This is a genomic window from Planotetraspora thailandica (assembly GCF_016863335.1).
GTDB classification, from domain to species: domain Bacteria; phylum Actinomycetota; class Actinomycetes; order Streptosporangiales; family Streptosporangiaceae; genus Planotetraspora; species Planotetraspora thailandica.
In genome coordinates this window covers 17,555-44,238 of the sequence record NZ_BOOR01000082.1, presented here as the reverse complement: position 1 = coordinate 44,238, position 26,684 = coordinate 17,555, and the positions used below count along the sequence as shown (strand labels likewise).

The following is a 26,684-nucleotide window of genomic DNA, read 5'->3' as shown; positions in this document are numbered from 1 at the left end:
CCACGGCGGCAGCGCAACGCCGACGCGTTCGCCGATCTGCTCGCCAACAAGATCACCACTGAACTGCTCGTCCTGGTCAACGCTGAATCCCTGCCCACCGACCACCCCACCCCCGCCGACCACCCGGCCGACGAGGACGACACGAACGATGACGGCACGAACGACGACGTGGCCGACCTGGAGGGCCCCGACGGGGCGGACAGCCCGGTCGGGATGGACGGTGCTGGCGGCTCGGACGCCCCCACCGACGATGCCGAGGATCACGGCGCGAACGCCGGCCACCTCACGGACCACGGCGAAGCAAACGGCGCGAACGCCGGCCACCTCACGGACCACGGCAGCGATGACGCCGCCCGTCGGCCGCGTGAAGGATCCGCGCAGGCCTCCTCCGGGACCCGGAGCAGGCGCCATGAGCAAGCGGACACGGCAGAAGCGGCGCGCCGGTTGTTGCGGTGGAAGGTGCCCGGACTGTTGCTGTCTACCGGTCGTCTGCTGTCGCCTGCCGACGTTGAGCGGCTGGCCCGTACCTCCACGCTGGTGCGACTGGTGATGGACGCCGACGGTCAGGTCCTCGACATGGGCCGGGGTGTACGGCTGGCCACCAAGCCGCAGCGCAAAGCCGTGTTCGCCCGATACTCCACATGCTGGATCGACGGCTGCCCGCTCCCCGCCACCCTGTGCCAGATCGACCACGCCGACACCTGGGCAGACGGCGGACTGACCAACCTCAAACTCCTCGGCCCCGCCTGCCAGCACCACAACCGCGACCGCTACCGGCATCCCGAACGCTACCTACGCCGCCGGGAAGGCAAAGACCGCTGGGCCTACACCTACACCGGCCCCCGCTACCGAACCAGACACCGCCGGGCGACCACCACCGGCATGACCACAGGGCCGCCCACCAGCGGAGACCCACTCTGACACCCGCCGCGCATGCGCTGCCGGTGGTGGCGCGCTGTGTGACAGCCGCTCCTCCGCCTGGCTGACCGAGTTCCGCCGCCTCGTGCGCGACTGCGAGACCCTCCCAGCCACCCACGAAGCCATGATCTGGACCGCCGCCACCTGGCAGCTCAGCACAATCAGCGGGCACAAGCACGACCCGGCTCTTGTCACGTGGAACGTCTTCGTGGGCGACGAGAAGTACATGGACGTCAAGCGCTGGGTCTTCTCGGTGCCCGTGCGACTGCCAACGCCACTGGGCCGGGGCAGAACTCGACCGGGGTCCCTGGTCGGATGCCTGAACTCCTTCTTCCTGGTCTCCGTACGTGCTTGAACACGTCTCTCGTACGGCAACGCAACCAAAGGAGATGGCGTCTGAGATCCCGGCTTCCTTTCACAAGGAGCAATTGGCTCGTTCCATGGGCTGGACAAGCATCGTCGCGTCGGATAGTGGCGGGGCCAATTTGCCGGCGGCCACGGAAAGCTCCTGATTATCGGACAAGAAAATTCGAGGCTGACGGGCACCGACTGCGGGGGATCATGGTCGATGACCAGGCAGATCTCCTGATCGCGGTCGTGGCGGTTGACTCGGTGGGCAAACTCGAGACGGCCTTCAGGTAGCCGCTGAATGCCGTCCACGAGGCCAGAAGACGCGACCGGTCCGCGTATCGGCGGGGACCTTGTTTTCGGTTACGCCATTATCGACTTTTCGACCATTTGGTCACTGTAACGGCTGTGACGGGCATAGTAGTTTGCCCACATGCCTAAATCACCTAATACGGGCTGGACGGCTGTCGTGCGACGCAAGGCCGTTTGGTTAGCCGTCGCCGGAGTCGTCGTTGCCGGGGTGCCGGTTGGATCCGGCACGTCAGTCGCGTACGCGTCTGATTCGAAAAAGGCCGACAATGCCGTCATCGTCTGGGACCGCAATGCCCAGACAGCGATCTGGGACATCGCCGGTCAGCAGCCGCAGGTCCAGGCGCGTAGTTTCGCGATGGTCCACGGAGCCGTTTACGACGCGGTGAACGCAATCGCCGGCACTCCCTACCAGCCGTACCTGACTGCACCGGCCGTCAAGGGAAACACGTCGACGGACGCAGCCGTCGCGACTGCGGCCTTCCGCGTGCTGAACGAGTTGTTCCCGGCGCAGCAGGCGAGGTTGAAGACGCAGTACGACGAGTCGCTGGCCGAGATCCCCGACGGTCCCGCGAAGCGCCGCGGAATCACTGTGGGCGATCAGGCGGCCTCCGCCATGATCGCTGCGCGGAAGAACGACGGAGCGTTCGGAAGCCAGACCTGGCCCGTCGGCACCCAGCCTGGACAGTGGCGGCCGACGCCTCCCACGATGGCCAACGATGGGGCGTGGGTCGGTTACCTCAAACCGTTCCTCATCCCCAGCGCGTCCATGTTCCGCACGTCCGGCCCGCCGGCGCTCACCAGCAGCCAGTACGCCCGGGACTTCAACGAGGTCAAGACGATCGGCTCGGTGACCAGCACGGTCAGGACCGTCGACCAGACGCAAGCCGCGATCTGGTGGCATGACCGGCATCTGGCCGAATGGGAGATCAAGCGGCAGCTCGCGACGACGCAGCGACTGAACGCTCTCCAGACGTCGCGGATGTTCGCGATGGTCGATTTGGCTGAAGCCGATGCCACGATCGCCTGCTACAACGAGAAGGCGGCGTGGACCTTCTGGCGGCCGGTCACCGCGATCCAGCTGGCCGACACCGACGGCAATCCGGAGACGGTGGCCGACCCCACCTGGATGCCGTTGCTCGTCACGCCGCCGCACCCCGACTTCACGTCTGGGCACACCTGCTTCACCGCGGCGAGCATGTCGGCGTTGAGGAACTTCTTCGGCCGGGACGACATCCCCTTCAGCGGGTACAGCGCCGACTCGGGTACCACCAGGCACTTCAGCAGCTTCTCGCAGGCGGTCGACGAGGTCATCAACGCCCGCATCTGGGGCGGCATCCACACCCGCACGGCCGACATACAGGGCGCGAAGATCGGCAGGCAGGTCACCGACTACATGGTCACGCGCTATTTCAAGCCGAAGAGGTAATGATCCCCGGCATCACGCATCACCGGCCGAGCGTCGACCAGACGCTCGGCCGGTGTCGCCGCGTTCCGGCGGACTGGAAACTTCGGTCCTGAGTGAAATTGTTCGTCGCCATGACTTCCCGTTCCCGGGTGGGACGTTCCCTGTCGGTCTTGGAGCGGTCGTTAACCGTCGGGTGGCGAGTGGTCAGTCGCCGGCTCTCGTGGTGGTCCATGACGATGAGAACGATTGGCTGGTCGGCGATGGCGAGACGGACGGCGACGACAGCAACTTGATGGTCTTGCATATCAGCCACCTGGTCGCCCGAGACCCCTGCGTGGGTGAAACGGCCACGCTGCCTGCCGGCTTTGTCGCCTGGCGATCATCCATGTCCGATCCATGGATCATTGAGCCATGGATGTACCCGGACGACGAATAGCTCGTCCGACGTGTCGACAACGGATGCGTTGGGAGAACCATGAGCCAGTACTTCCAAGTTGGCGATCACGTCCTCTGGAATCCTTCGAACGGAGTGGCCGGCCTGTTCGTTCGTTCCGCGGAGGCGCTGGCACCCTTGGCGGGTTTGCCGACGGGGCTCGGCCCCATGGAAAACGACGAGTGCGAGGTCGACATGGTCGCCTTCACGTCGTTCGTGGGGGCACTTGTCGCGCGTTACGAGCGTTCGAACCATCCGATTCTGCATTCGCTCATGGATGGCTTCATCGCCACAGCTCTGGTGCTCATCGAACGTGGTGGTGGCGAGCTTCCCGTGGTCCAAGCAGGAGACGACGGCTGGAGGGACATGCAGGTGAGTGCGCATTCCCCGTGGCCACTTGGCGACCAGGCACGTGGCGTCAGCCGATGGGCGACCCTTTCCGAGCAGCACGCTCGGGCCATGCCCTGCTGACCCCGCGCGCCTCAAGGCTTCTTGATCACGATTGTCCGTACGAGCCTGTCGTGGAGGCACTGATGACGGCCGTCCAGGCCCATCCAGGTGAGGTCGACCAGGGCTAGCAGCCAGCCGACGTAAGGGACCAGCGGTGCGCCGAGAAAGAAGAGCGCCCGAATCGCGGCCTGGCCGAACGCCGGTACCTGTCCGGTGGAGACGGACACGACCTTGATCTTCACCACTCGCTTGCCGATCGTCTGTCCCCACTGTGCATGTGCCAGGCCGTAGTACAAGACGCCGAGGAGAATCTGAGCTGCGCCGATCGCCCAGACAATGGGATCGCTGCCCCATGGATTCGCGATTGAGGAGTCGTCGGCGAGCGCGGAGGAGCTCGCGATGAAGATCGCGGCAACGAAGGTGAGCAGGAGCACGACGACCGTGTCGATGACTCCGGCCGTGAGCCGGCGAAGAGGACGTGCTGTCTGACGGACGAGTTGGGGGGAGGGCTCGGTCACGTGGAAAGTGTGCCGTATCAAGATCACGGTGTGGCCAGTGCTTCGGTCGGGGACAGCCGGGCCGCGCGGACCGCGGGGTAGAGCCCGGCGACGCCGCCGATGAGTACGGTGGCGGCGAGTGCGCCCCCTGTCGCCCAGGCCGGTACGACGGCCGGCCAGCTCTGGTAGGTGGCGTATCCGGTGGTGACTGCGACGCCCAGCAGCACCCCGCCCACGCCGCCGAGCGTGGCCAGCAGGAGCGATTCGGCGAGGAACTGGATCCGGATCTGCCCTCGGGTGGCGCCGAGCGAACGGCGCAGGCCGATTTCGGCCCGGCGTTCCAGCACCGAGATGACCATCGTGTTGGCCACGCCGACACCGCCGACGAGCAATGCCACCGCACCCAGGCCGAGCAGCAACCCGTTCAGGGTGCCCTCGGCCGCCTGCTTCGCGGCAAGCGCGTCCGAAGGGCGGGACACCGCCACGTCGCCGGGCGCCTGTGGATTGGCTGTGGCGGCCAGGACGGCGCGTACGGCCTCGACCTGACTGTCCCGCGACCGGGTGTACACGGTCGTCGCCCGCCCGTCGAAGCGGAACGCGTCGGCGGCCATCTGCCAGCCGATCATGACTCCCGTGTCCAGTTCGGGTGCGAGGGCGACCGGGTTGAGCACGCCGATCACGGTGAACCGTTCGCCGCCGACGAGGATCTCCACCTGTGGACTGACCCGGCCGATGCCGAGGCGGTCGGCCGCGTCGGCGCCGAGCACCGCCGCCGGGTACCGGCCGGTCAGGCCGTTCAGCCAGGCTCCGCTGCGCAGGGTCGCGCCGACGGTCTGCGGGAGGCTCACCCGGGCGGCCACCACGGCCAGCCCGTTGGTCTCCACCTTGGGGATCTTGTCCGAGCGGTACACCTTTGCGTTGCCGACCGCCCCGGTCGCCGAGACGGCCGTGACCGGGCCGATCCGCGCGATCATCGCCTCGGCTTCGGCGGGCAGCTGGGCGTTCCGGCCCTCGAAGGTCTGTCCGGGGGAGACGGTGAGCAGGTTCGTGCCGAGTGCGGCGAGCCGACGGTCCAATTCCTCGCGGGAGGAGGACGAGATGCCCACCACGGCGACCATCGCGGCGATGCCGATCGCGATACCGAGTGCGGACAGCAGCGCCCGGGCCGGCCGGGTGCGCAGGCCGGCCGCGCCGACCCGGGCCACGTCACGTGGCGCCATGCGGGCGGGCGAGAGCCGGGGGCGGCCCTGGTACGTGGTCACGGTCACGCCACCCCCGTGTCGCCGACGACTCGGCCGTCGCGCATGAGCACCTGCCGGTCGAGGCCCGCGGCGACCTCCCGGTCGTGGGTGATGACCACCACCGTGGTGCCGGCGGCGTGCAGTTCCCGCAGTACGGCCATGACGCCATCGCCTGAGGCGGAGTCGAGGTTGCCGGTCGGCTCGTCGGCCAGCAGCAGGGCGGGTTCGCCGACCACCGCCCGGGCGATCGCGACCCGCTGCTTCTCCCCGCCGGACAGCTCGTGCGGCTCGTGGCCGAGCCGGTGGCCGAGCCCGACCCGCTCCAAGGCCTCCGATGCCCGCCGCCTGCGCTCTTTGATCGGAACGCCCGCGTAGAGCAGCCCGTCGGCCACGTCGTCCAGCGCTGGTACGCCGGCGGCGAGGTGGAACTGCTGGAACACGAAGCCGATCCGGCTCCCGCGCAGCGCCGACAGCTGCCGGTCAGGCAGCCGCGACACGTCGTAGCCGTCGACCACCACCCGTCCGTAGGTGGGCCGGTCGAGCGTGCCCAGCATGTGCAACATGGTGGACTTGCCCGAGCCGGACGGGCCGACCACGGCGACCAGCTCGCCGGGGCCGATGGTCAGGGTGACGCCGGCGAGCGCGTGGACGTCGCCGGGGTACACCTTCGTCACGTCGGTCAACTCGATCATCGCGGCATCCCCACGGTCATGCCCTCCGTCAATCCGCCGCCGGTGACCTCGACCCGGCCGTTCGCGAACAGGCCGGTCTGCACCTTGATGTAGTGCGTGGTGGACCCCTCGACGACCTCGAGGCCGTAGCCGCCCTCGGCCAACGCCACCAGCGCCGCGACGGGCACGGTCAGAACGTCCTTGCGCTCGGACGCGGTGAAGACCACGTTGACCACGGCCGCCTCGATTCCCGCGGCCGCCCTGGGGTCGGTCAGCGAGACGACGGTCTCGATCCAGGTCTCCGGGTCGCTGCCCGCGTCGACCGGCTGCTCGACCACCGAGTAGACCCGTTCCACGCGGCCGGCCACCTTCGTGCCGTCGGGCATCTGGACCTGCACCTTGACGCCTTTGCGGGCCAGCCGTTGCTTGGACACCTCGAGCCGGGCCGTCACCTCGCGGCTGATCCCGGTGTACTGCAACACTTCCGCTCCGCCTCCGGTGGACTGGTTCACCCCGGCCGTGACGGTGTCGATCCGGATCACGCCGGGCGCGAACAACACTCGTCCCTGCTCGACCTGGCCGGTCTGCGGCAGACCCAGATCCTTCTGCCATTGCTTCACCGCAGTCGCGGTGCTCCAGGTGTAGGTCTTGTCCACCGTGAACCCGCCGTAGCCGAGGGCCTTCAAGTTGGCTTCCAGTTGCCGTACGTCCGTGCCGACGACACCCGAGCCGAGTGTCCGGTACGCGGCGACCGCGCCGTACATCAACACCACCGGCCGGTTGTCCACGCGGTAGATCGGCCGGCCCCGGCGGATGAGGTCGCCGGCCTGCGGCATCTTGGTCACGACGCCCGCGATCCGGCCGGCCAGCGTGGTTGTGACGCCGTAGCCGAGATCGCCGGACACCTCGTCGGTGTCCAGCATCGTCTGCCGGGTCACCTGAGCGGTGGCCGGCGGCAGGTCCGCCACGGTCGGCATGTCCGTGCCATCGCCGCCGAACCCGACCGCGGCTACGGTCGCCGCCCCCGCCGCGAGCGCGACCGTCCCGGCCACCGCCACGGCCCGGCCACGACGGCGGCGGGCTCCAGATCGGTTCGTCACCTCGGCACCGCTTCCGCGCTCGGGCGGTACGACCGGATGTACTCCCTGCAGAAGGCCTTCGCCTGGTCGTACTGCGGATCCTTGCGGACCTGCTCGGAGACGTCGACATGGGCTTCGGCGTCAGGGTCGGGGAAGTTCTCCACCCCGTGCTCCCGCATGCACCGCGACTCCTCGCGGGCCAACTCCGCCTTCACCGCGGCCAGGCCGGCGGGCACGACGGGCTCGTACTGCTTGCACGCCTCTTGCGCCCTGGCCCCCACGTCCGGGCCCAGCGAGTCCTTGTCGAACCCTCCCCCCATCCGGACGTTGCCGTTGACGACCTGCGGGTCGGGCATCGGTACGCCGTGCTCCCGCATGCACCGCGAGTACCTGATTGCCTGCTCCAACTCGCTGAGGCTCGGCGTCGCGCTCGGTGCGACGGAGCCGTCCACCGAGGCCACGCCCCTGCCGTCGTCCGATTTCGAGCAGGCGGCCGCCGTGACCAGCCCCAGTGACAGCAGGCAGACGACCAGGAGTCTTTTCCTCATTGTCGTCGTCATCGTGTGGCTCCAGGGCTCGGCGCGAGCGACGCAGACTTCGCCTCCGACTGCGCCCGACAGAACTCCCTCGCGTCCATGAAGTCCGGGTCGGACCCGACCTCGTCGCTGATCCGGGTAGGGCCGTCGGGGTTCGGGTCGGGGAAGTTCTCCACCCCGTGCTCCCGCATGCAGCGCGCCTCCTGGAGCGCCAACTCCTTTTTGAGGTCCATCATTGGGCCGGTCTCCTGGGCGGGGAGGTACTGCTTGCACGCGTCCTCCGCAGGGAACAGTTTGTCTCCGGCGGCCCCCTTGTCGGCGCGTCCTCTTCTGACGATGTCGCCGTCGACCTCCGGGTCCGTCATCGGCACGCCGTGCTCCCGCATGCACTGCGAAAATCTGGTCAGTAGATCGAGCCGGCTCAGGCTCGTTGTCGCGCTCGGTGTGGCGGAGCCGTCCACCGAGGCCACGTCCTTGCCGTCATCCGATTTCGAGCAGGCGGCCGCCGTGACCAGCACGAGTGGTAGCAGGCAGGCGACCAGGAATCTCTTTCTCATCAGCGATCTCCTCTGGTCCGGTGGGTCCAGTGGAGCAGCGAGCCCGCAACGGCACCGTCACAGCGCTTGTAACGCCGGTGTAATGCCCCATTGCCGAGACTGCTGGGGCAGGGAGGATTGTCAGGGTGCGAGTGCTACTGATCGAGGACGAAGCGCTGCTGGCCGAACAGGTCGCCGATGGCCTGCGCGACCAGGGCATCGCCGTGGACCTCGCGGCCGACGGGGTCGAGGGCCTGCACAAGGCCGGCACGAACCGGTACGACGTGGTCGTGCTCGACCGCGACCTGCCGCTCGTCCACGGAGACCAGGTGTGCACCGCCTTGGCCGCGGGAGGCAACCACGCCCGGATCCTCATGCTGACCGCCGCCGGGGAGGCGGCCGACCGGGTCGCCGGCCTGACGCTCGGCGCCGACGACTACCTGCCCAAGCCGTTCGTCTTCGCGGAACTGGTGTTGCGGATACGCGCGCTGGCCCGCCGGGCCGACAACGCCCCACGGGTCCTGCGGCGCGCCGGGCTGACCTTCGACACCGCCCGGCGCGTCGTCACCCGCGACGGCCGCGTCATCCCGCTGACCACGAAGGAGCTGGCCGTGCTGGAGATTCTGATGGGCGCCGACGGCGCCGTCGTCAGCGCCGAGGACCTGCTGGAACGCGCGTGGGACGAGCACGCGGATCCGTTCACCGCCACCGTACGGGTCACCATCGCCAGAATGCGCCGCAAGCTGGGCGACCCTCCGCTGATCGAGACCGTCGTCGGCGCGGGGTACCGGCTGTGAGGCCGCGCTGGAAGCACCCGTCGATCCGGCTGCGGCTCACCCTGGTTTACTCGGTCGTGCTCGTGGCGACCTGCGCGGCGCTTCTCGGGCTCAACTACGCGCTGCTGTACCAGAGCCTCTACAGGAACATCCATGGCCCGACCCCGGATGAGGTGAAGGCGGCTTTCATCGAACAGCCCGCAGGCGACCCGAAGGTCAGGGCATTGCACCGCGATGATGCCGAGATTGCCCGGTTGCGCGCCGAGACGCTGCTCAACACCGCCGGAACCTCGGCGATCGCGCTGGGGATCACAGCGATGGTGGGGCTTGGTGTCTCCTGGGTCGTCACCGGCCGCATGCTCCGGCCCCTGCGAACACTCACCTCCGCCACCCGGCGGATCTCCCAGGACCGGTTGGACGAGCGTGTCGCGCTCACCGGGCCGAGCGACGAGCTCAAGGAGCTGGCCGACACCTTCGACGAGATGGTGGCCAGGCTGGAGGCCTCCTTCAACAGCCAGCGGAGGTTCGTCGCCGACGCCTCACACGAACTGCGGACCCCGCTCGCGATCGTCCGTACCGGCACCGAGGTGCTGCTGGCCAAGCGGCAGGCCACGCCCGATCAGTGGGAGGCCATGGGCCGGCGTGTGCTGACCGCGACCGGCCGGGCCGAACGCCTGCTGGACGGCCTGCTGGCGCTGGCCCGCAGCGACAGCGGCGTCATCGCCCACGAGGCGCACGATCTGGCCGTCGCCGCGGCCGGTGCGCTGAGCGAGGCGGACGGGGAAGCCGAGAGCGCCGGTCTGTCGATGACCAGCGACCTGCGCTCCGCCCCGGTCGTCGGCGATCCGGTGCTGCTCGATCGCTTGGTACGCAACCTGGTGGACAACGCGATCCGGCACAACCATCCGGGCGGCTGGATCGAGGTGGTCACCGGTCGCCGCGACGGGGAGGCGGTCGTCACGGTACGCAACAGCGGTGAAGCCATTCCCCCGGCGGAGGTCGACCGGCTGTTCGAGCCGTTCCAGCGGCTGACGTCCGACCGTACGGCGGGCTCCAGGTCGACAGGTCTGGGCCTCGCCATCGTCAGGTCCATCGTGCACGCGCACGGCGGTACGGTCACGGCGGCGCCGAACGCCGGGGGCGGGCTGGCCGTCACGGTCACGCTGCCGGCCGGAGACGCTCTTGCCGTGCCTACCGAGCCGAGCGGTCATTCTGCGAACCGGACATGATCGTTAATGCTCGTCGAGCCAGAGCACGATCCCGGTCCGGTTGTTGAGCACAGCCGCGACGCCCGCCCTGATGGCGTCCGCGCAGCGTTCGGCCGTGAACGAGTTGGCGTCGTACGTCGAGGACATGCCGAGCCCTTCGCCACGGAACGACGCGCCGGACCAGTCGACCGCCGTGACGTTGTGGGTGGGCTCGGCCAGCTCCGCGCCCACGACGAGGAACTGCTGCGACAAGTGGTTCGCCGTGACCAGGGCGAGGGGGTCGATGAGGTCGTTGCCCGCGCTGACGATGAGGTCCGGCCCCATGTCGAGGGCCCTGGTGATGGTGGGAACGAGGTCGGAATGGCCCTTGGCGACGACCGTTCTGAGGTCGACGTCCTCCTTGTCGGCCCAGTCCTGGACCGCTGTCACCAGGGCCTTGGTCGGGCGGTCGTCACCAGTGGTGAGCAGCACCACCCGGTAGCCCTCCGAGGGGCGGACCTCGTCCCAGGAGTTGGGCTGCGGCGTGATGGTCGACTCCGGGGCGGGCGTGACGGAGGGGTCGATGAACCCCGGGCCGAGAGCGCCGACGGCGGAGGGCTTGGGATGCGGCCCTGACCAGTCGTGGCCGGAGCCGCATCCGGTGACCAGCGCGGTCACGGCGGCGAGCAGGGCCAGGATGGAGGCGGTCCGAAACGGGGGGCGCAAGATGATCGTCCTCCGAGTGATGGCGAGTGGTGCGCGTACATCCTCCTATCCCAGGTCACGCCTCCATCAATCCGCGGGTGCCGTTCTGGAGTTTGTTTTTCCGCGGTTCGCCAACGCGCCTGATCGTGTTCACCCGTGACGTGCAGCGTGCACTGGCAAACTGAAGGAGCCCCATGTCACAACTGGTCCGCCGCACTTTCATCGGGATCACCGCGGCGGTGATCGTATTGCTGAGCGCCGCACCGGCGTTCGCCCACGGTTTCACCTCGACCGTGTACGTCCACATCACCGGGGGCGGCGTCGGTCACGTAAGGACGGCGCTTGAGCTCGAGTACGACCTCTACGTCGTGTCCACCGCCGACTACGAGAAGGACGATCCGCTCTTCAAGGCGGGAACCGCCGCGTTCGACGACGGCGACACCGAAGCCCAGGCCGCGGCGCTCAACGCCCATGCCGAGTCGGCCGTCAAGTACGTCACCGAACGCTTCACCGTCACCTCGGACGGCAAGGCCTGCACGCCGACACGGGTCGGCGGCTTCACGATGGGCGCGCGGGAAGGCGCGCCGTACGCCGATCTGCTGCTCGACTGGGCCTGTTCTGAGCAGGGCGACGACCACGAGGTGCGCAGCGGGCTGTTCCCCGACGCCGAGGGGTACGTCAAGGGCACCAAGACGATCGTCACCTACGATCTCGACGGCCGCTCGGGCAGCGCCGCGCTCGACGCCGAGCATCCGTCCTTCTCGATCGGTCAGTCGTGGTACGAGCGGTTCTGGGAGTTCTTCCGCCTGGGCGCCGAGCACCTGCTGACCGGGATCGACCACATCCTGTTCCTGCTCGCGCTCATCGCCGGGTCGCGGCGCCTGCGGGAGATCGTGCTCGCGGCCACGAGCTTCACGCTGGCGCACTCGGTCACGTTCATGCTCGCCGCCCTCGGTCTGGTCGACGTGCCATCGAGCCTCGTGGAGCCCGTCATCGCGCTGTCGATCGCCGCGGTCGCCGGCTGGCATCTGTGGCAGATCTGGCGCCGCGGCGGCCAGGCCACCGAGATCGCGACGCTCGGACGCGGTCACTTCAGCCTGGACCGTGCAGGCTGGACCCGCCTCGGGGTCGTGTTCTGCTTCGGCCTCGTGCACGGCCTGGGCTTCGCGGGCGCGCTGGGGATCAACGAGGCGTGGTCGTGGACCCTGCTGTGGTCCCTGCTGGTGTTCAACGTGGGCATCGAGGCCGTGCAGCTGGGGATCATCGCCCTCGTATTCCCCCTCCTGGCCGTGCTGCGTCACCGTGCGCCGAGGGCCGGCCTCTGGGCGACGGGTGTGATCGCCGCGGGTGTGTCCGTCATGGGGCTGATCTGGTTCGTGGAACGCGTGTTCGGATTCTGAGACCGCTCAGTTTTCTTGGAGCTTCACCTCAGCCGCTAGATCGCATTAACGGTCGGTTTACCCAGGGGCGAGACCTTGATGGGCGTTTCTCTCCAAACCCATCGGCAAAAGGAACAACACCGATGACATCGAGCAACTCCGCGCAGGCCCCCGGGCTTGTGCGGCGCCGTGTGGCCGCAGGGGCCACCGCGGCACTCCTGGGCCTGGCTGTGGCCGTCGGCAGCGGTCTGGCGTCCCCCGCCAGCGCTGACGAGCCCGCCACCCTCACCGGCATCATCCTTGGGGTGGGCGCCAACGAGTCCCAGCGCACCGTGACGTGGTACTCCTCGGCCGACACCGCGCAGAAGGTGCAGCTCGTCCCGACGACGCAGATCGTCAATGGCGAGTTCCCCGCTGACGCGGCCACCTTCGACGCCACCGGCGCCGCGAACATCGCGACGAGCGGCGGCTTCAACCGCCACGCGACGATCAGCAGCCTGAAGGAGGACACGGCGTACTCCTACCGTGTCGGCTCCGAGGGCAACTGGTCCCCGACCTACTCCTTCAAGACGCAGGACTTCGAGGGCGACTACGACTTCCTGTTCTTCGGCGACCCGCAGATCGGTTCGTCCGGCGACGTGGCGAAGGACGGGGCCGGTTGGGTCGACACCCTGAACGTCGCTACCGCGGCCAACCCGAACGCCGAGCTTCTGGTGTCGGGCGGCGACCAGGTCGAGACGGCCAACACTGAGACCCAGTGGAACGCCTTCCTCGCCTCGGACAAGCTGCGCCAGTACCCGTGGGCCGCCACCATCGGCAACCACGACGTCGGCGGCAAGGCCTACGAGCAGCACTTCACCACCCCGAACACCGACCGCACGGCCCCGTACTACGACAACGGGAACCCGGCGGGCACCAAGTCCGGCGGTGACTACTGGTACATCTACAAGGATGTGCTGTTCATCGACCTGAACAGCAACAGCTACAACTCCGCCAACGGCGGCGGCGACGCGGCGCACATCGGCTTCGTCACCGACGTCATCAACAAGCACGGCAACGAGGCCAAGTGGAAGGTACTCACCTACCACCACGCGATCTACTCGCCGGCCGACCACGCCAAGGACAGCGACAACAAGGTCCGTCGTGTCGACTTCCCGACCGTCTTCTCGAAGCTCGGCGTCGACCTGGTGCTGCAGGGCCACGACCACAGCTACTCCCGTAGCTACCTGATCAAGAACGGCGAGAAGCAGAACCCGGAGGAGCAGCCCGGCGCCGCCGACGTCTACCCCGGTCCGGGTGGCGTGCTCTACGTGACGGGTAACTCGGCCTCGGGCTCGAAGTACTACGACATCACGGCTCCGGACAACAGCGGCACGAGCGGCGCCGGCAACGGTGCCGACCCGCTGAACCCGAACAGCTACTGGTACAACTCGGTTCAGAACCAGGAGCACGTCCGCACCTACGTCAAGGTTCAGGTGCGCGACGACAAGCTCGTGGTCGAGAACGTCCGCAGCGGCACCTGTGCGGCCCCGAACGCGTCGGTCGAAAAGGGCAACTGGTGCAACAACACCCCCGAGAACCAGCCGGTGGGTTCGCTCGTCGACAAGGTCACGGTTCACCCGTACCACGGCGACGGCCAGGCTCTGCAGGTCAACGTGCCGAACGTTGCCCCGGGTGAGTTCGGCTGGACGATCGACGGCTACAACGGCCTCGTCGACCTCGGCACCGCCAAGGAGACCAACGGCGACCACTTCGAGGCGGCCGGCTTCATCAACCCGATCACCGTGTCGGACAGCCGTCGCTCGCTCTCGCCGTGGTCGGTCTCGGCCAGCGTGAGCGACTTCCAGGACGCCGACAAGAAGTTCTCCGGCTCGCTCCTCGGCTGGACGCCGAAGGTGCTCGACTCGGGCGCCGGCGCCAAGGCCAGCGACTCGGTGGCTTCGGGCTACGACGACCAGGGCCAGGGTCTGTCCGTCTCGCGCGGTCTCGGTTACGGCGAGCAGGGCCACCCCCGTGGTGACGCCAAGCTCGGCGCCGACCTGCACCTGAAGATGCCGGACACCGTCCAGAAGGGTGGATACCGCGCCACCCTCACGATCACTGCGCTGAGCAGCTGATCGGACCAGTTTGACCTGGCGGGGTAGGCACCTTCGGGTGGCCTACCCCGCCTCTCTTTCCAGACTTGTTCAGAATCGCCCGAGGACCCGAAATGAACGCGCCCGTAACGCGCCGGAAGACCACCATCGCCTCCCTCGTTCGCACCGCCGCCCTGTCCCTGGTCGCCGCCTTCGCGGTCGCAGGCCTGCATGCCGGCCCCGCTCTGGCAGACGACGGCAACGTCACCTGGACGGTCAGGACGGCCTCGAACGCGTACGGCACCGACCGGTCCAGCTTCAGTTATGCCGTCAACCCCGGTGGCCAGGTCAAGGACGCCATGGCCGTCGCCAACCACGGCAAGGCTCCGCTCAAACTCTCCGTGTACGCCGCCGACGGCTTCACGACGGACGTGGGCCAGCTCGACCTGCTCACCAAGGACAAGAAGTCCGTCGGAATCGGCGCCTGGGTCCACGCCGGCAGTGACAGCGTCACGATCCAGCCCGGCAAGACCCTCGAGGTCCCCTTCACGGTCACCATTCCGGCCAACGCCACGCCCGGCGACTACGTGGGCGGCGTCCTCACTTCCCTGACGCAGTCCGACGAGGCCGACGGCATCAACGTGGATCGGCGCCTCGGCATCCGGGTCAAACTGCGGGTGAGCGGCGCGCTCAAGCCGAACCTGGCGATCGAAGACCTCCACGTGGACTACTCCGGCTCGTTCAACCCGTTCTCCTCTGGTGACGCCACCATCACCTACACGATTCACAACACGGGCAACGCCGTACTGTCCGCCCAGCAGGCGGCGTCGGTCTCGGGTCCGTTCGGGTGGCTGCGCGCCGAAGCGGGCAAGATCGCCGCTCCGCCGGAGCTGCTGCCGGGTGAGAGCTGGAAGGTGAAGGTGCCCGTCCACGGCGCGGCGCCCGCGGTCAGCCTGTCGGCGACCGCGACCCTCACGCCCCTGCTCACCGACGTGTCGGGCACCACCACCCCGCTTGAGCCGATTCAGGCCACGACGCACGGCTGGGCCGTTCCGTGGACCCTGTTGGTGCTGGTCGTCGTGCTGATCGCCGTCATCGTCGGGGCGATCCTCCTCACGTGCCGCGGCCGCGTACAGCGCAAGCTGCGTGAGGACGCCCGCGTACAGGAAGCCGTCGAGCAGGCGCTCCGCGAGCAGAAGGCGGAGGCGCGCCAGGAGTGACCGTGCGAGCCGCTGACCGGTCGAGATCGACAGGTTACGGCCGTGCGGGCTCGCGGCCCACGTTCACCGTCGGCAGACGAAGCACGAACCGCGCTCCCATCGGAGAGTCCTCGATCGCGAGAGACCCGTGGTGAGCGTTGACCGTCTCGCGGGAAAGGGCCAGGCCGAGCCCGCCCCCGCCGGGATCCAGGCGCCTCCCCTCCGCCAAGCGGACAAAGGGTTCGAACACCCGCTCGCGGTCCTCTGGGGCGATGCCCCCGCCGTCGTCCTGGACGGTCACGACGGCCTGCTCGTCGGCGCATTCCACTGAGACGTCGACGAGAGAGCGGGCATGCCGCTGCGCGTTCGTCAGAAGGTTTCGCAGCACGCCCGCCAGTTGTACCTCGGTGCTGAGGACGGTGGGGTGGCACGTCGTATTGAGCCGTATCGGCGTGCCGAAGGACAGGGCGTTCGTCTCCACCTGCACAAGAGCTGCGAGGTCGAGCGGTTCGGGCGCGGATGTGCGGCTCTCCTTGACCCGGGTGTAGGCCAACAGCTCGTCGATGAGCGCTTGGAAGCGTTCCGTGGTGTGCAGGGCCGTCTGAATGGTGTCGTGCGCGTCCACTTCCTTGGGATAGGTCAGCGCCTCATCCAGTTGGGCGTGCAGAGCGGCGACCGGAGACCTGAGCTCGTGAGAGGCCATGGAGGCGAAACGCCGCTGGGAGGTCACCGCCTCCTCCAGCCGCTCGAGGTACGTGTTCGAATTCCGCGCGAGCTGAGCGATCTCGTCATCGCCGGGCGGTGTCGGAACTCGCAGGGTCAGGTCGCCCGCCGTGGCCTCGCCCATCCTCTCGCTGATCTCCTTCACCGGGCGCAGGGTCCGGCCCACCACCACCCAGGTGGCCCATATCGCCGTCGCGGAGGCGAACAGGACGGCGGCCCCGATGCCGATCTCCAAGTAGTGATTCGCCAGGCCGGCGGGTTGCTCGACGCCGACGTAGACGAAGTGGGGCTGACCTTTCCACACCAGGTAGGACGCCTGCGGACTGAGCCGCATGGCCGTGATCAGGATGTACCTGTCGTTCCACGGCGGGTATTCGGTGAGGTTCACGATCCGGTCCACAGCGGGGGGACGGACCGAGCTCAGCGGGGGCTTGCCCGCCGCCGCCGCGTTGGCCGCGACCACTCGCCCCCGATCATCGACGAGCTGGAGATAGTCGACGTGACCCACCGAACCCGGCGGTGGTACATAGCCGGGCCGCATCGCGTCAGCCCATTCGAAGGTGGCCCGGCGTGTGTCGCGGAAGACGTCCCCGTCGATCTTGCTACGGATCCAGCCGTCGACGAAGGCGCCGACGACCGTGAGGACGGTCAGAAAGGACAACCCCACGATGAGGGCGTAACGAGCACGGATAGAGCGCGGGAACGACCGACGCTGGCGCAGAACCGGCCCCCACCGTCGGCCAGCCATTGTTCCTCCTTGGTGTTGCATTTCCCACCATGAGAGGCTTTACAGTGAAAGACAAGGTTCGTTACATGTAATTTGACGGCAAATGAGGGGATGTATACGGGGTCTTGAAGCAGGTCGTGCCCTGGTCGTATGTGCCGTTCCATGCCCGTGCCCGCCAAGCCGTACGGCATCGCCGCGCACGAACGTTCTACCGAATCCCTTCGTCCTTCACGCCGTCACCGTCCGGCCCGTGGTGGGGCTTGTCGAGGACGTACGGGTCGACAGCAGCCAGCGGATGGCGATCGCGGCGATGAAGGCGGTGATGAGGGCGACGACGAGCCACGCCCACAGCCGCCACAGCACGGGATGCGTGATGGTGAGCCAGTCGACCGTCTGCCGGGCCACCGCGGCATACGGGAAGGTGAACGACCAGAATCCGGTCGAGAAGGTCAACCGGCGGTAGGCCGGGATGAGTCCGACCTGCATCAGGGTGAGCACCACGGTGAGCCCGGCGAGGGCGGACGCGACGAGATCCGCCCTGCCTCCGTTCAGGCTGAACCACGCGAGCCCGCCCACCGCGGGAGGCGCGACGTAGATCGCGAGAGTGGAGACCAGCGGCACCGGAAGCGGCCCCTTGACGGCGATGCGGGCGAGGATGAGCACGCTGACGACGATCCAGAAGAAGACACCGACGGCGAAGGCGCCGAGCGCGAACCCGTGCAGCCCGACTTTCGCGGCCGAGTTGGCGGCGATGAACGCGGCGGCGACCGTCGGGAGGAAGTATCCGCCGTGGACGTCCTCAATGTGGAACAGCCCCTGCGACCACTGGGCCAGCAGCCAACCGGCGAACAGCGCGGCGATGACGATGAAGGCGATCACGAGTCCGGTCCCTAGCGCGGGAGAGAACTCGTACACCTCGCCGCCGACGAGCATGCCCACGACCGGGACGAGAGCGGCGACCGGCCCCTGCGCGGGATTCCGCAACTGGTCGACGAGACGTTGGGCCGAGCGGCGCCCGGCGACGGCGTGGGTGACGATGAGCCAGACCCATGCGATCGCGGTGAGCGCCCAGAGCGCGATCGCGAGGGCCGCGGGTGCGCCGAGCGCGCCGTCCGCGAGGGACCAGGTGGCCGCCAGTCCGGCGAGCCCGAATGCGATGCCGAACGTATTCATCGGGACGCGGGTCGGGGGCGTGGCCACGGGAACGTCGGCCGGGGGCTTCTCCCGATTCGGCGGATCGATGCTCACCAGGTGGCTGCCCTCGGGTGCGGGGGACATGTCTTGCCTTTCAGATGGAAATATACGCAAAATGCTCAAAGCCGCCCACAGGTGGACCTATTTCTCATTTCTGTATATGAGGGGCAGGTCGTCTCGGGCTGCCGGAGCCTAACACTGCTGCTTGTCACGAGCGTGACGGCGTGAAGGCGAGCGGCCGACGACGGGCGGACGCGGTAGGCAGACGACCGGCCGGTCACGATCAGCTGCGATCTCGGCGCCCAACCCCTGCCAATACGCTGTCCGTTCCGGTGCGACAATCACCCGATGCGAATCCTTGTGCTCGGTGGGACTTCGTTCGTGGGGCGCTGGGTTGTGACGAAGGCCGTCGAACGGGGATGGCAGGTCACGACGTTCAACCGAGGGCTGGGCGGCTGGGCGCATCCGCGGGCCGAGCGGGTGACGGGGGACCGGCTCCGCCCGGATGACCTGGCCCGGCTCGCCGAAGGCCGGTGGGACGCCGTCGTCGACACCTGGGCGGGTGCGCCTCGGGTGGTCCGTGACAGTGCGCGGGCCCTGGCCGGCCAGGTGGGGCGTTACGTGTACGTGTCGAGCCGGGCCGTGTACGCGACGCCCGTGCCCCGCGGCCTGGACGAGACCTGGCCAACGGTCGAGGCGTCCGCCCACAGCGACAGCGCCGACTACGCGCCGGACAAGTGGGGTGGGGAGATGGCCGTGGAGGAGGTGTTCGGAGACCGTGCCGTGCTGGCGCGGGCAGGACTGATTCTCGGGCCGTACGAGAACATGGGCCGTCTGCCGTACTGGCTGCTCCGGATCGAGCGGGGCGGCGAAGTGCTGGCGCCGGGGCCGTCTGATCTGCCGCTGCGGTACGTCGACGTCCGGGATCTGGCCGATTGGCTTCTCAACGCGGCTCAAGGGGGCGTATCGGGGCCGGTCAACCTGGTCAATCCCGAGGGGCACACGACGATGCGCGGCCTGCTGGAGGCCGTCGTGGGCGCGACCGGGAGTGACGCGAGGCTTGTCTGGGCCGACTGGCCGGTCATCGAGGCGGCGGGCGTCAATCGGTGGACCGAGCTGCCTGGATGGGTCCCTCCCGAGCCTGACCTCGCCGGGCTCGTCTGGACCGGTACGGAACGGGCCCGGGCGACCGGCCTGCGCTGCCGTCCGGTGGAGGAGACCGTGACGGACACCTGGCGGTGGGTGGTCGAGGCGGGCCGGGTGATCCCGTCCCATCCTGAGTGGCCGCCCCTGGGCATCGAACCCACCAAGGAACAGGCCGTCATCGCCGCGTGGCGCCAGGCCTCCGCGCCCTGACGACGTATCCGGCGGACAGAGGTCAGGGGGCCGATCTGCCGGCGAGCCGCGTGGCTCGGGAGATCAGGTGGCGGCGCTCGGGCAAGCTGGTGGCCAGCGCGGCGGCCTCCCGGTAGCAGGCCGCCGCCGCGGAGTGTTCGCCCGCCAGTTCCAGCAGGTGCGCCCGGGTCGCGAGCAGGCGGTGGTGGCGTGCCATCCGTCGATCCGACTCCAGTACGGCGAGCAGTTCCAGCCCAGCGGCCGGTCCGCGCACCATGGCGACGGCGACCGCACGGTTGAGGGTCACCATCGGGTTCGGCGTTATCTGTTCCAGGAGTTCGTACAGAGCGAGGATCTGCGGCCAGTCCGTCGCGTCGAGGTGCTCTGCCTCGTCATGGACCGCGGCGATCGCCGCCTGCAGCTGGTACGGGCCGACCTGGCCGCGGGGCAGGGTCTCGGTGATCAGCGCAACCCCCTCGGTGATGCGCCGGCGATCCCATTTGCTCCGGTCCTGTTCCTCCAGCGGCACCAGACTCCCATCGGGCCGGGTACGCGCGGGCCGGCGAGCGTCGGTGAGCAGCATCAAGGCGAGCAGCCCGGCGACCTCGCCGTCGTCCGGCAGCAGCCGCCGCAACAGGCGGGTGAGCCGGATCGCCTCGTCCGACAGCTGTGGCGCGGTGAGCTCCGGTCCGGTGGTGGCGGTGTAGCCCTCGTTGAAGACGAGGTACAGCACGTGCAGCACGGCACGGACCCGCACGGCCTGGTCGGCGGCCTCCGGCATCGCGAATGACGCCCCGCTCGCCTTGATGTTCTGCTTGGCCCGGCTGATGCGCTGGGCCATGGTGGCCTCCGGGACCAGGAAGGCCGCCGCGATCTGCGCCGTGGTGAGACCGCCGACCGCGCGCAGCGTCAGCGCGATCTGGCTGGGTGCGGACAGGGCGGGGTGGCAGCACAGGAACAGCAGGGTCAGCGTTTCGTCCCGGTCCGTCTCCAGCCCGGCGTCCGCGGGTGCGCTCAGTAGCGCGGACTGCGGGGTCGCCGCCATGAAAACGGCGTCCTCCCGCCGTCGCCGCGACTGGTCACTGCGGAACTCGTCCAGCAACCGATGGGACGCGACGGTGACCAGCCAACCGCGGGGATTGTCCGGTACTCCCTGGGTGGGCCACAACGTCGCAGCCTTCAGCAGGGCTTCCTGGGTGGCGTCCTCGCACGCGTCGAACTGCCCGTACCGGCGGACCAGCGCGCCGAGGACCTGCGGCGCCAGCTCGCGCAGCAGGTCCTCGACGCCCCGATCCGGGTTCACAGGTCGGCCGCGGCCTCGTGCAGGATCGGCCACACCTCGACCGGCTCGACGTCGGCCCAGGGCATGTCCGCCGCGATCTCCTGCGCCCGCTCCTCGCTTTCGCAGTCCAGCAGGCAGAAGCTGGCGATGTACTCCTTGGTCTCCAGGTACGGGCCGTCGGTGACGGCCGGGGCCCCGTCCTTGCGAAGCACCAGCCGGGCGGCGGCCGCGTCGGCCAGGCCGTACGCGCCCAGCAGCTCGCCGGTTTCCTGGTACTTCTTGTTGAACGCGTCCTGCTTGGCGATGGCCTCCGGCCATTCTTCCGCCGGGATCGAGCTCCACTTCTCCTGGTTGCCGTAGATCAGCATCAGGTACTTCATCTCGGGAATCCCTTCCGGTCCGCGCACCCCGTCGGCGCGCTGTCACCCTGCAGACGGAGCGGTACGCGCCGTTCTCGACATCCCTCCGACATTCTTCCGCTAGTCGATTGGCGCGGCGATCATCCGTTCCAGCTCGTGGCCGGCCTCGTCGCAGCCGGCGTCCCACAGCCGCTGCAGTTCACGCAGGTCACCCGCCGTGACCGCGCGTCGCGTGAGCAGGTGCCCCGCCCACATGCAGCCCTCGTCCAGCAGGTCGCTCAGCTCTTCGAGGTCACCGCGAGCATCGGCAAGGTCGGCCAGGCGGTCCAGGGCCGTCTCGTTGCCCTCGTCGGCCAGTGCGCGGAGGGTGTCTCGGTCAGGGTCTATGTTCGCCATGGCCACATGCTGCAACCCTGCCCTTAGGGCAAGGTCAAGCGGGAGGACATGGACGCGATGATCACCATCGGCCGGCTGGCCAAGTACGCCGGCGTTTCGATCAAGACGATTCGGGTCTACCACGACAAGGGGCTGCTTCCTGAGCCCGACCGTGACTCCTCCGGTTACCGGCGTTACACCGCCCAGCACGCCATAGACCTGATCAAGATCCGCACCTTGGCCGAAGCCGGGGTCCCACTGGCCCGCATCAGGGAACTTCGCGCAGCCTCCGATGAGGGCTTCCGAGAAGCTCTCCATCAGGTGGACACCGACCTCACCGCCCGAATTCGAGGCTTACGAGAAACCCAGCGGCGGCTGCGAGGGCTCGCGGCAGGGCGCCTCCAGATGCTTCCACCCGAAGTCGCCGGCCACCTCGAGCGGCTGCCCGAACTCGGGTTCAGCCCGCGATGGGTCGCCCTTGAGACCGACCTGTGGATTCTGGTCTTCGCCACCCACCCCGACACCGCTGTCGAGTTGTTCCACGACCAGGCCCAGGCCCTCACCGATCCCGCGCTACGTCAGATGTACCTCGACTACGACCGCGCCCATGACCTCGATCCGCATGACCCCCGCATCGACGACCTCGCCCGACGCGTCGTCCGTGCGACCCTGGAACGATACGGATCCGCCGATCTTCCTGGGCAGAACACCAACTCTGAGATCCCGGCACTGATCCAAGGAGCGGTGAACGCCTCATCCCCGGCGTGGCGACGACTCGACGCCTTGATCCGAGATCAGCTCTCCCGTACCTGACGTTCATCGCCGCTGCGATCCGGTGCTTGGGCTCAGGAGAACGATTCGTCTGCCAGGATGCGTTCCAGGGTGCGGCGGCCCATCCGGCTCATAGCCGGGTTGGTTTCGAGGTAGTACCAGACGAGCCCCATCGCCTGTTCGAAGGCCCAGGCTTTGCCTCGCTCCCATTCGAGGTCGTCGCACTCGAGGTCGAAGCGGAGCACCTGCCGGGGCGCAGCCTCAAGCAGATGCCAGGCACTGACAAGATCGAGAGCAGGGTCGGCCGGTCCGAAGCCGCCGACGTCAAGAATCCCGGCCAGCCGACCGGCGGACACGAGCACGTTGCCGGGAATGAGATCACCGTGGGTCATCACGTCGGCAGCTTCGCGCGGCAGACTTCGAAGGTTTTTCCACACCTGGCGAAGCCGGCGAACGTCCAGGAGTCGTTCGCTGTGCTTGAAACAGGTCTCCATCCACGCGTCATGGGAGTGAAGGTCGCCTCCCCGCCCCTTGCCGGCAAACGTACGGCCACGCGTCCCGACAGCGCGCAGGTCATTGATGAGATCGGCCAGGTCGTGGGCGAACGCGATGGATTCGCCCGGGTCCTCATCGGTGGCCATGGCGCCGGGCAACCACGTCTGAACCGCCCATGGAAGCGGGTATCCCGCGCCCGGTTCACCAAGCACGACCGGCTCAGGCGTGGGAAACCGCGTGCGACCTATCAGCTCGCGGGCCGCCTCCGCTTCGGATTCCAGCCAGCGCCGCGTCGAGTCGACATTCCCGGGCTGCAGAGGGAACCGAGCCGTGAAGTGGGTGCCTATGCGGAAGATGGCGTTGACCGTCCCATGGGGAGCGATGCCCGTGATGGGCAGACTCCGCCACTCAGGGAACTGCGCATCTACCAATGTGCGCACTGTCTCCGGTGACACCGTCAGCTGGTCGGCATGCATCTTCACGCCGGGCAGCGTTACGCGTCGCGGTCTGCTCCTGCAACATGTTTACGGCTCCGTAAGGAGGCTTCGGGCCATGCCGCCGCTGAGATCGAACAGCCCGGAAACCATCAGGGCCCGAAATCATGTATCCGGTCATCTTTGCCCTGTCCGCATATAGGCCCCACCATGGCCGCATGAGTGAGGGCACGGTGTCGTCGTCGTGGCGCCGAATCGACGACTGGCTGGCGGCGCATGCGCCGGCCGCTCTGGCGATGCTCAATCCTCCGGTGACCGCAGAAGCGTTGGAGTCTGCGCAGCATGTGCTTGGCATACGGCTCCCCGATGAGCTGAAGGAGTCGTTGAAGTGTCATGACGGGCTGAGCGGTTGGAGCAGCTTGTTGCCGGAGTCGGCACCGCTGTCCGCGTCGGGTATTGCGGAGCACTGGCAGATCTGTATGGAGACCGCAGCGGACAACGATGGCTTTGTGGTGCCGCCTTGGGACGACGAGCCGTGGTGGCATCCTCTGTGGATTCCCTGGGCGGAGAGCGCCGACGGCAAAGCCCACATCATCGATCTGCGTCCGGGACCCGATCACGGTCGGCTCGGTTGGGCAGGCCACGGTGGCGGTGGCGACTTCTCCGATTCGTGGGCGAGCTTGGCTTCGTACCTGGGCGACGTCTCTCATGCCCTGCACTTCGGAGGCGGTGTCCGCGGGGAGTTTCCCTACCTGACCTTGGACGGGCAACTGTGGTGGGACCTCGGTGAGGACTGCCGTTCGCTCAACGGTAGGCCGCTTATTCCGGCGCCAGTGGGCCTACGGTGACTCCCGATCATCCCGCGAGTTATCGTCGGAGCCCGTCGGACCGATCAGGGCTCTCAGGTGTCTTCGGAGGCGTCCACGTGAAGACCAGGATGCGGGCACTGCGAATTGGGCAACAAATGTTCGTCTGGTCGGCGCAGGTCGGCCACACCACAGGCGATGACACTTGTCGGCGATATATACGTCTTCGGGTCTGGGGTGGAGGAAAGAACAGCCGAAGGCTCCAGGCGGATCTACTTTCGACCTACGAGGGCGGACCGTGGGGCTACTGCACAACCGATACGGCGTTCCCGACACCAAGGGACGTACGCGCGGTCGTTGATCACGCCCTCGCAAATGGATGGAACCCGGCCGTTCGTGGCGGTGTCTTTCTCGTACAAGATAGCCCTTTGACTCTTCCAGGCTTCGTGATCACTGACCAACTAGCCGCCCTGCGCTGAGAGGCGCGGTCGAGGGCAGCCTGGGTCGGTCGCAACGCGCATTACGCTGAAGATCACCCCATGATCTATATGCACCCGCGGGCGAACACCATCTCTGGCTGGGCCGCGCGACGGTGCGAATAGCCTTTCAGTGATCCGGTGTCCCGAGCATGACGACGAGGTCTTCTTCGGCGGCAAGCACGTCGCCGTCGAACGCCAGTTGGGCGGCGGCCAGTGAGGCTGCTCGGTCGTTGCCTGGCCAAAAGTGGGTGAGCATCAGCCGGCGGGCGCCCGCTCGGCGGGCCCAGTGACCGGCCTCGGTGGAGGTCAGGAGATTGCGTGTGGGGCGGCCGGTCTCGCCGTCGCGGTCGGTGGCCTCGACGATGAACAAGTCGGCCTCGCGGCCCAGTTCGGCCAGCACGGGGGTCGGGCCGGTGTCGCCCGAGTAGGCCACGGTGATCCCGTCGGCCTGGAGGCGGATGCCCGCGTTCGGCACGTAATGCGGGAGCGACAGTCCTGTCAGGTCGAACGGCCCCACCCGATAACTGCCGGGCAGCGGATGCACTTCGAAGACCGCGTGCAGGTCGACGTCGGGTTCGAGGCCGCTGATGCGGTCGAGCACGCCTGGCGGGCAGTACAACGGCAGTCGCGGTCCACCAGAGTGACCGTAGAACCGCATCCGGAACAGCCCATGCAGGTCGATGCAGTGATCGGGGTGCTCGTGGGTGATGACGACGGCGTCGACGGCACCGTCCGGCCAGTGCGTGAGCAGCCGCGGCAGCGTGGCGTATCCGAGGTCGAGCACCAAGCGGTAGCCGTCCCAGTCCACTGTGAAACCGCTGCAGGCACGGCCTGGTTCCGGAAAAGCGCCACAACTACCGAGTACGGTGACCTGCCGCATTCGCACAGGATGTCAGATCGTGGACTTACGACAGACCGGGATGATCCGGATTCCCGTGGCGCGCCGTCAGGAGATCGCCTGCCGCCAGAGTCGGGCGATTCCGGCGCGGATGCGCTCTTCGCCGAGTTCCGGCAGGACCGCGGTGAGGTGTTCGGCGGCGAGTGACGCGAGCAGGGCGTGGGCGGTGTGTTCGGCGTCGGGCGTGCCGTGGAGCAGGACCGCCACGTGGCGGTGCCAGAAGCGGTAGGCGCCGATGCGGTACCTCGCGCCAGGGGCGGCGGTCTCCGACATGCGCACCAGAGGCAGGTGTTTGAGCAGGTAGTCGAGGTAGGCGTCGGCGAATGCGGCGAGGCGTTCGACGTCCGGTGCGCCGGGCCCCAGGGGCGGCGGCCCGTGCAGGATCGCCTCCTGCAGCGTCCGCTCGCGGTCGTCCAGCAAGGCGACAGCCAGCCCGGCCTTGTCGCCGAAGCGGCGGAACACGGTTCCCTTGCCGACGCCTGCGGCCGCCGCCACCTGGTCCATGGACACCCCGTCGACGCCGTGTTCGGCGAAGAGGCCGGCGGCCGCATCGAGGATGGCGGTCCGGTTGCGGGCGGCGTCCGCGCGTTCCTTGGGCGGTGGCGTGCGGAGCAGTTCGATCGGTATTGCAGAACCGGACTGTGGTCCGGTAACGTCTTCAGGCATATCCGGACTATAGTCCGATTGACTGGAGGTAGCCACATGGCCGTACTCATCACCCGCGATGAGCTGAAGACCGCGATCGACTCGGGCACCGTGACGGTGGTCGACGCACTGGGCGGCGACTACCACGCCAAGCAGCACCTGCCCGGCGCCGTCGCCCTGCACCCGGCCGAGGTCGACGTACGGGCATCGGCCGTACTGCCCGACCGCGATGCCGCGATCGTCACGTACTGCTCCAACCCCGCCTGCCCCAACAGTGGGCAGGTCGCCGATCGGCTCACCGCCCTCGGCTACGCCAACGTCCGCAAGTACAAGGAGGGCATCGAGGACTGGGTGGACGCAGGCCTGCCCACCGAGTCGGCCTGATACGTCGACGGGGGAGAGGCGGCCGAGCAA

Annotated in this window: 29 protein-coding genes; 14 read left to right on the top strand and 15 right to left on the bottom strand. The window is 68.1% G+C overall.

All coding sequences use genetic code 11. The features are described 5' to 3' along the window. The 5 genes from Pth03_RS38145 to Pth03_RS38125 form a co-directional block, all read left to right on the top strand. Nucleotides 1–921 (top strand): HNH endonuclease signature motif containing protein (locus tag Pth03_RS38145; RefSeq protein ID WP_203949378.1); only part of this gene is annotated, 921 nt, incomplete at its 5' end. A 121-nt stretch (nt 922–1,042) separates the two neighbouring features. Further along, nucleotides 1,043–1,273: a hypothetical protein gene (locus Pth03_RS38140; protein ID WP_203949377.1), complete on the top strand. Its 231-nt coding sequence runs from the start codon at nt 1,043–1,045 to the stop codon at nt 1,271–1,273. A gap of 687 nt (nt 1,274–1,960) precedes the next feature. Further along, the gene (locus Pth03_RS38135) at nt 1,961–3,004 is read left to right on the top strand and encodes a vanadium-dependent haloperoxidase (protein ID WP_203949376.1); all 1,044 of its coding nucleotides are present in this window, start codon (nt 1,961–1,963) and stop codon (nt 3,002–3,004) included. Nucleotides 3,005–3,056: 52 nt separating this feature from the next. Further along, entirely contained in the window at nt 3,057–3,419 is a 363-nt protein-coding gene (locus tag Pth03_RS38130; protein ID WP_203949375.1) for a hypothetical protein, read from the top strand. Nucleotides 3,420–3,458: 39 nt separating this feature from the next. Next, nucleotides 3,459–3,887, top strand: coding sequence for a DUF6086 family protein (locus Pth03_RS38125; protein WP_203949374.1), 429 nt, complete (start codon nt 3,459–3,461; stop codon nt 3,885–3,887). Nucleotides 3,888–3,898: 11 nt separating this feature from the next. Here Pth03_RS38125 and Pth03_RS38120 read toward each other — a convergent pair whose 3' ends face one another. From Pth03_RS38120 to Pth03_RS38095, 6 genes are read right to left on the bottom strand one after another with little or no spacing between them, the layout of a single operon-like run. Then, nucleotides 3,899–4,384 carry an RDD family protein gene (locus Pth03_RS38120; protein WP_203949373.1) on the bottom strand — a complete coding sequence of 162 codons (486 nt, stop codon included), beginning with the start codon at nt 4,382–4,384 and terminating at the stop codon, nt 3,899–3,901. 23 nt (nt 4,385–4,407) lie between these two features. Further along, the gene (locus Pth03_RS38115; RefSeq protein WP_203949380.1) at nt 4,408–5,583 is read right to left on the bottom strand and encodes an ABC transporter permease; all 1,176 of its coding nucleotides are present in this window, start codon (nt 5,581–5,583) and stop codon (nt 4,408–4,410) included. Nucleotides 5,584–5,627: 44 nt separating this feature from the next. Then, nucleotides 5,628–6,296: an ABC transporter ATP-binding protein gene (locus Pth03_RS38110; RefSeq protein ID WP_203949372.1), complete on the bottom strand. Its 669-nt coding sequence runs from the start codon at nt 6,294–6,296 to the stop codon at nt 5,628–5,630. After that, nucleotides 6,293–7,375, bottom strand: coding sequence for a peptidoglycan-binding protein (locus Pth03_RS38105; protein ID WP_203949371.1), 1,083 nt, complete (start codon nt 7,373–7,375; stop codon nt 6,293–6,295). Before Pth03_RS38105 ends, Pth03_RS38110 begins: the two co-directional genes overlap by 4 nt. Beyond that, nucleotides 7,372–7,902, bottom strand: a complete 531-nt coding sequence (locus Pth03_RS38100) for a hypothetical protein (protein ID WP_203949370.1) — start codon at nt 7,900–7,902, stop codon at nt 7,372–7,374. The genes Pth03_RS38105 and Pth03_RS38100 overlap by 4 nt, the downstream gene beginning before the upstream one ends. 8 nt (nt 7,903–7,910) lie before the next feature. Further along, nucleotides 7,911–8,447 (bottom strand): hypothetical protein, encoded by a 537-nt coding sequence (locus Pth03_RS38095; RefSeq protein WP_203949369.1) that lies wholly within the window; start codon nt 8,445–8,447, stop codon nt 7,911–7,913. A gap of 125 nt (nt 8,448–8,572) precedes the next feature. On the opposite strand from Pth03_RS38095, the gene Pth03_RS38090 reads away from it, so the two are divergent. Together Pth03_RS38090 and Pth03_RS38085 are read left to right on the top strand one after the other, a co-directional pair. Next, on the top strand, nt 8,573–9,223 hold the full coding sequence (locus tag Pth03_RS38090) for a response regulator transcription factor (RefSeq protein WP_203949368.1): 651 nt from the start codon (nt 8,573–8,575) through the stop codon (nt 9,221–9,223). After that, nucleotides 9,220–10,431 carry a sensor histidine kinase gene (locus Pth03_RS38085; protein ID WP_203949367.1) on the top strand — a complete coding sequence of 404 codons (1,212 nt, stop codon included), beginning with the start codon at nt 9,220–9,222 and terminating at the stop codon, nt 10,429–10,431. Before Pth03_RS38090 ends, Pth03_RS38085 begins: the two co-directional genes overlap by 4 nt. A gap of 3 nt (nt 10,432–10,434) precedes the next feature. Here Pth03_RS38085 and Pth03_RS38080 read toward each other — a convergent pair whose 3' ends face one another. Then, nucleotides 10,435–11,115 carry a type 1 periplasmic-binding domain-containing protein gene (locus Pth03_RS38080; RefSeq protein ID WP_203949366.1) on the bottom strand — a complete coding sequence of 227 codons (681 nt, stop codon included), beginning with the start codon at nt 11,113–11,115 and terminating at the stop codon, nt 10,435–10,437. A 173-nt stretch (nt 11,116–11,288) separates the two neighbouring features. On the opposite strand from Pth03_RS38080, the gene Pth03_RS38075 reads away from it, so the two are divergent. The 3 genes from Pth03_RS38075 to Pth03_RS38065 all read left to right on the top strand — a co-directional run bounded on the left by Pth03_RS38075 (nt 11,289) and on the right by Pth03_RS38065 (nt 15,768). Further along, a complete protein-coding gene (locus Pth03_RS38075) occupies nt 11,289–12,494 on the top strand; it encodes a HupE/UreJ family protein (protein WP_203949365.1) in 1,206 nt (401 codons plus the stop codon). 122 nt (nt 12,495–12,616) lie between these two features. Then, nucleotides 12,617–14,590, top strand: coding sequence for a purple acid phosphatase family protein (locus Pth03_RS38070; protein WP_203949364.1), 1,974 nt, complete (start codon nt 12,617–12,619; stop codon nt 14,588–14,590). Between the two features lie 92 nt (nt 14,591–14,682). Then, complete coding sequence (locus Pth03_RS38065) at nt 14,683–15,768, top strand: WxL protein peptidoglycan domain-containing protein (protein WP_203949363.1); 1,086 nt, start codon at nt 14,683–14,685, stop codon at nt 15,766–15,768. Nucleotides 15,769–15,802: 34 nt separating this feature from the next. Here Pth03_RS38065 and Pth03_RS38060 read toward each other — a convergent pair whose 3' ends face one another. Together Pth03_RS38060 and Pth03_RS38055 are read right to left on the bottom strand one after the other, a co-directional pair. Beyond that, nucleotides 15,803–17,218, bottom strand: coding sequence for a sensor histidine kinase (locus tag Pth03_RS38060; RefSeq protein ID WP_203949362.1), 1,416 nt, complete (start codon nt 17,216–17,218; stop codon nt 15,803–15,805). A 207-nt stretch (nt 17,219–17,425) separates the two neighbouring features. Further along, nucleotides 17,426–18,475: an SLAC1 family transporter gene (locus tag Pth03_RS38055; protein ID WP_203949361.1), complete on the bottom strand. Its 1,050-nt coding sequence runs from the start codon at nt 18,473–18,475 to the stop codon at nt 17,426–17,428. A gap of 264 nt (nt 18,476–18,739) precedes the next feature. On the opposite strand from Pth03_RS38055, the gene Pth03_RS38050 reads away from it, so the two are divergent. After that, complete coding sequence (locus Pth03_RS38050; protein WP_203949360.1) at nt 18,740–19,747, top strand: NAD-dependent epimerase/dehydratase family protein; 1,008 nt, start codon at nt 18,740–18,742, stop codon at nt 19,745–19,747. Nucleotides 19,748–19,769: 22 nt separating this feature from the next. Here the strand turns inward: Pth03_RS38050 and Pth03_RS38045 are convergent, their stop codons facing one another. The 3 genes from Pth03_RS38045 to Pth03_RS38035 form a co-directional block, all read right to left on the bottom strand. After that, nucleotides 19,770–21,029, bottom strand: coding sequence for an RNA polymerase sigma factor (locus Pth03_RS38045; RefSeq protein WP_203949359.1), 1,260 nt, complete (start codon nt 21,027–21,029; stop codon nt 19,770–19,772). Next, nucleotides 21,026–21,388, bottom strand: coding sequence for a YciI family protein (locus Pth03_RS38040; protein WP_203949358.1), 363 nt, complete (start codon nt 21,386–21,388; stop codon nt 21,026–21,028). The genes Pth03_RS38045 and Pth03_RS38040 overlap by 4 nt, the downstream gene beginning before the upstream one ends. A gap of 99 nt (nt 21,389–21,487) precedes the next feature. Continuing rightward, nucleotides 21,488–21,763, bottom strand: a complete 276-nt coding sequence (locus tag Pth03_RS38035; protein ID WP_203949357.1) for a hypothetical protein — start codon at nt 21,761–21,763, stop codon at nt 21,488–21,490. 48 nt (nt 21,764–21,811) lie between these two features. Here Pth03_RS38035 and Pth03_RS38030 point away from each other — a divergent pair, with 48 nt between their 5' ends. After that, entirely contained in the window at nt 21,812–22,555 is a 744-nt protein-coding gene (locus Pth03_RS38030; RefSeq protein WP_203949356.1) for a MerR family transcriptional regulator, read from the top strand. 32 nt (nt 22,556–22,587) lie between these two features. Here Pth03_RS38030 and Pth03_RS38025 read toward each other — a convergent pair whose 3' ends face one another. Beyond that, nucleotides 22,588–23,484: an aminoglycoside phosphotransferase family protein gene (locus tag Pth03_RS38025; protein ID WP_239119692.1), complete on the bottom strand. Its 897-nt coding sequence runs from the start codon at nt 23,482–23,484 to the stop codon at nt 22,588–22,590. 176 nt (nt 23,485–23,660) lie between these two features. Between Pth03_RS38025 and Pth03_RS38020 the strand changes: the two genes are divergently transcribed. Continuing rightward, entirely contained in the window at nt 23,661–24,290 is a 630-nt protein-coding gene (locus tag Pth03_RS38020) for an SMI1/KNR4 family protein (protein WP_203949354.1), read from the top strand. A gap of 564 nt (nt 24,291–24,854) precedes the next feature. Here the strand turns inward: Pth03_RS38020 and Pth03_RS38015 are convergent. Then, on the bottom strand, nt 24,855–25,607 hold the full coding sequence (locus Pth03_RS38015; protein WP_505874713.1) for an MBL fold metallo-hydrolase: 753 nt from the start codon (nt 25,605–25,607) through the stop codon (nt 24,855–24,857). A 66-nt stretch (nt 25,608–25,673) separates the two neighbouring features. Beyond that, nucleotides 25,674–26,291, bottom strand: coding sequence for a TetR/AcrR family transcriptional regulator (locus Pth03_RS38010; RefSeq protein ID WP_203949352.1), 618 nt, complete (start codon nt 26,289–26,291; stop codon nt 25,674–25,676). A 36-nt stretch (nt 26,292–26,327) separates the two neighbouring features. On the opposite strand from Pth03_RS38010, the gene Pth03_RS38005 reads away from it, so the two are divergent. Continuing rightward, nucleotides 26,328–26,654: a rhodanese-like domain-containing protein gene (locus Pth03_RS38005; RefSeq protein ID WP_203949351.1), complete on the top strand. Its 327-nt coding sequence runs from the start codon at nt 26,328–26,330 to the stop codon at nt 26,652–26,654. Nucleotides 26,655–26,684: the final 30 nt, after the last annotated feature.

What these genes read in the sequence shown, in the direction of transcription:
- Pth03_RS38070 (WP_203949364.1), top strand. Translation starts at nt 12,617, where the DNA reads ATGACATCGAGCAACTCCGCGCAGGCCCCCGGGCTTGTGCGGCGCCGT.
- Pth03_RS38040 (WP_203949358.1), bottom strand. Translation starts at nt 21,388, where the DNA reads ATGAAGTACCTGATGCTGATCTACGGCAACCAGGAGAAGTGGAGCTCG.
- Pth03_RS38140 (WP_203949377.1), top strand. Translation starts at nt 1,043, where the DNA reads ATGATCTGGACCGCCGCCACCTGGCAGCTCAGCACAATCAGCGGGCAC.
- Pth03_RS38005 (WP_203949351.1), top strand. Translation starts at nt 26,328, where the DNA reads ATGGCCGTACTCATCACCCGCGATGAGCTGAAGACCGCGATCGACTCG.
- Pth03_RS38055 (WP_203949361.1), bottom strand. Translation starts at nt 18,475, where the DNA reads ATGTCCCCCGCACCCGAGGGCAGCCACCTGGTGAGCATCGATCCGCCG.
- Pth03_RS38010 (WP_203949352.1), bottom strand. Translation starts at nt 26,291, where the DNA reads ATGCCTGAAGACGTTACCGGACCACAGTCCGGTTCTGCAATACCGATC.
- Pth03_RS38015 (WP_505874713.1), bottom strand. Translation starts at nt 25,607, where the DNA reads ATGCGGCAGGTCACCGTACTCGGTAGTTGTGGCGCTTTTCCGGAACCA.
- Pth03_RS38065 (WP_203949363.1), top strand. Translation starts at nt 14,683, where the DNA reads ATGAACGCGCCCGTAACGCGCCGGAAGACCACCATCGCCTCCCTCGTT.
- Pth03_RS38075 (WP_203949365.1), top strand. Translation starts at nt 11,289, where the DNA reads ATGTCACAACTGGTCCGCCGCACTTTCATCGGGATCACCGCGGCGGTG.
- Pth03_RS38030 (WP_203949356.1), top strand. Translation starts at nt 21,812, where the DNA reads ATGGACGCGATGATCACCATCGGCCGGCTGGCCAAGTACGCCGGCGTT.
- Pth03_RS38100 (WP_203949370.1), bottom strand. Translation starts at nt 7,902, where the DNA reads ATGAGGAAAAGACTCCTGGTCGTCTGCCTGCTGTCACTGGGGCTGGTC.
- Pth03_RS38035 (WP_203949357.1), bottom strand. Translation starts at nt 21,763, where the DNA reads ATGGCGAACATAGACCCTGACCGAGACACCCTCCGCGCACTGGCCGAC.
- Pth03_RS38060 (WP_203949362.1), bottom strand. Translation starts at nt 17,218, where the DNA reads ATGGCTGGCCGACGGTGGGGGCCGGTTCTGCGCCAGCGTCGGTCGTTC.
- Pth03_RS38110 (WP_203949372.1), bottom strand. Translation starts at nt 6,296, where the DNA reads ATGATCGAGTTGACCGACGTGACGAAGGTGTACCCCGGCGACGTCCAC.
- Pth03_RS38125 (WP_203949374.1), top strand. Translation starts at nt 3,459, where the DNA reads ATGAGCCAGTACTTCCAAGTTGGCGATCACGTCCTCTGGAATCCTTCG.
- Pth03_RS38115 (WP_203949380.1), bottom strand. Translation starts at nt 5,583, where the DNA reads ATGGCGCCACGTGACGTGGCCCGGGTCGGCGCGGCCGGCCTGCGCACC.
- Pth03_RS38020 (WP_203949354.1), top strand. Translation starts at nt 23,661, where the DNA reads ATGAGTGAGGGCACGGTGTCGTCGTCGTGGCGCCGAATCGACGACTGG.
- Pth03_RS38050 (WP_203949360.1), top strand. Translation starts at nt 18,740, where the DNA reads ATGCGAATCCTTGTGCTCGGTGGGACTTCGTTCGTGGGGCGCTGGGTT.
- Pth03_RS38025 (WP_239119692.1), bottom strand. Translation starts at nt 23,484, where the DNA reads ATGCATGCCGACCAGCTGACGGTGTCACCGGAGACAGTGCGCACATTG.
- Pth03_RS38095 (WP_203949369.1), bottom strand. Translation starts at nt 8,447, where the DNA reads ATGAGAAAGAGATTCCTGGTCGCCTGCCTGCTACCACTCGTGCTGGTC.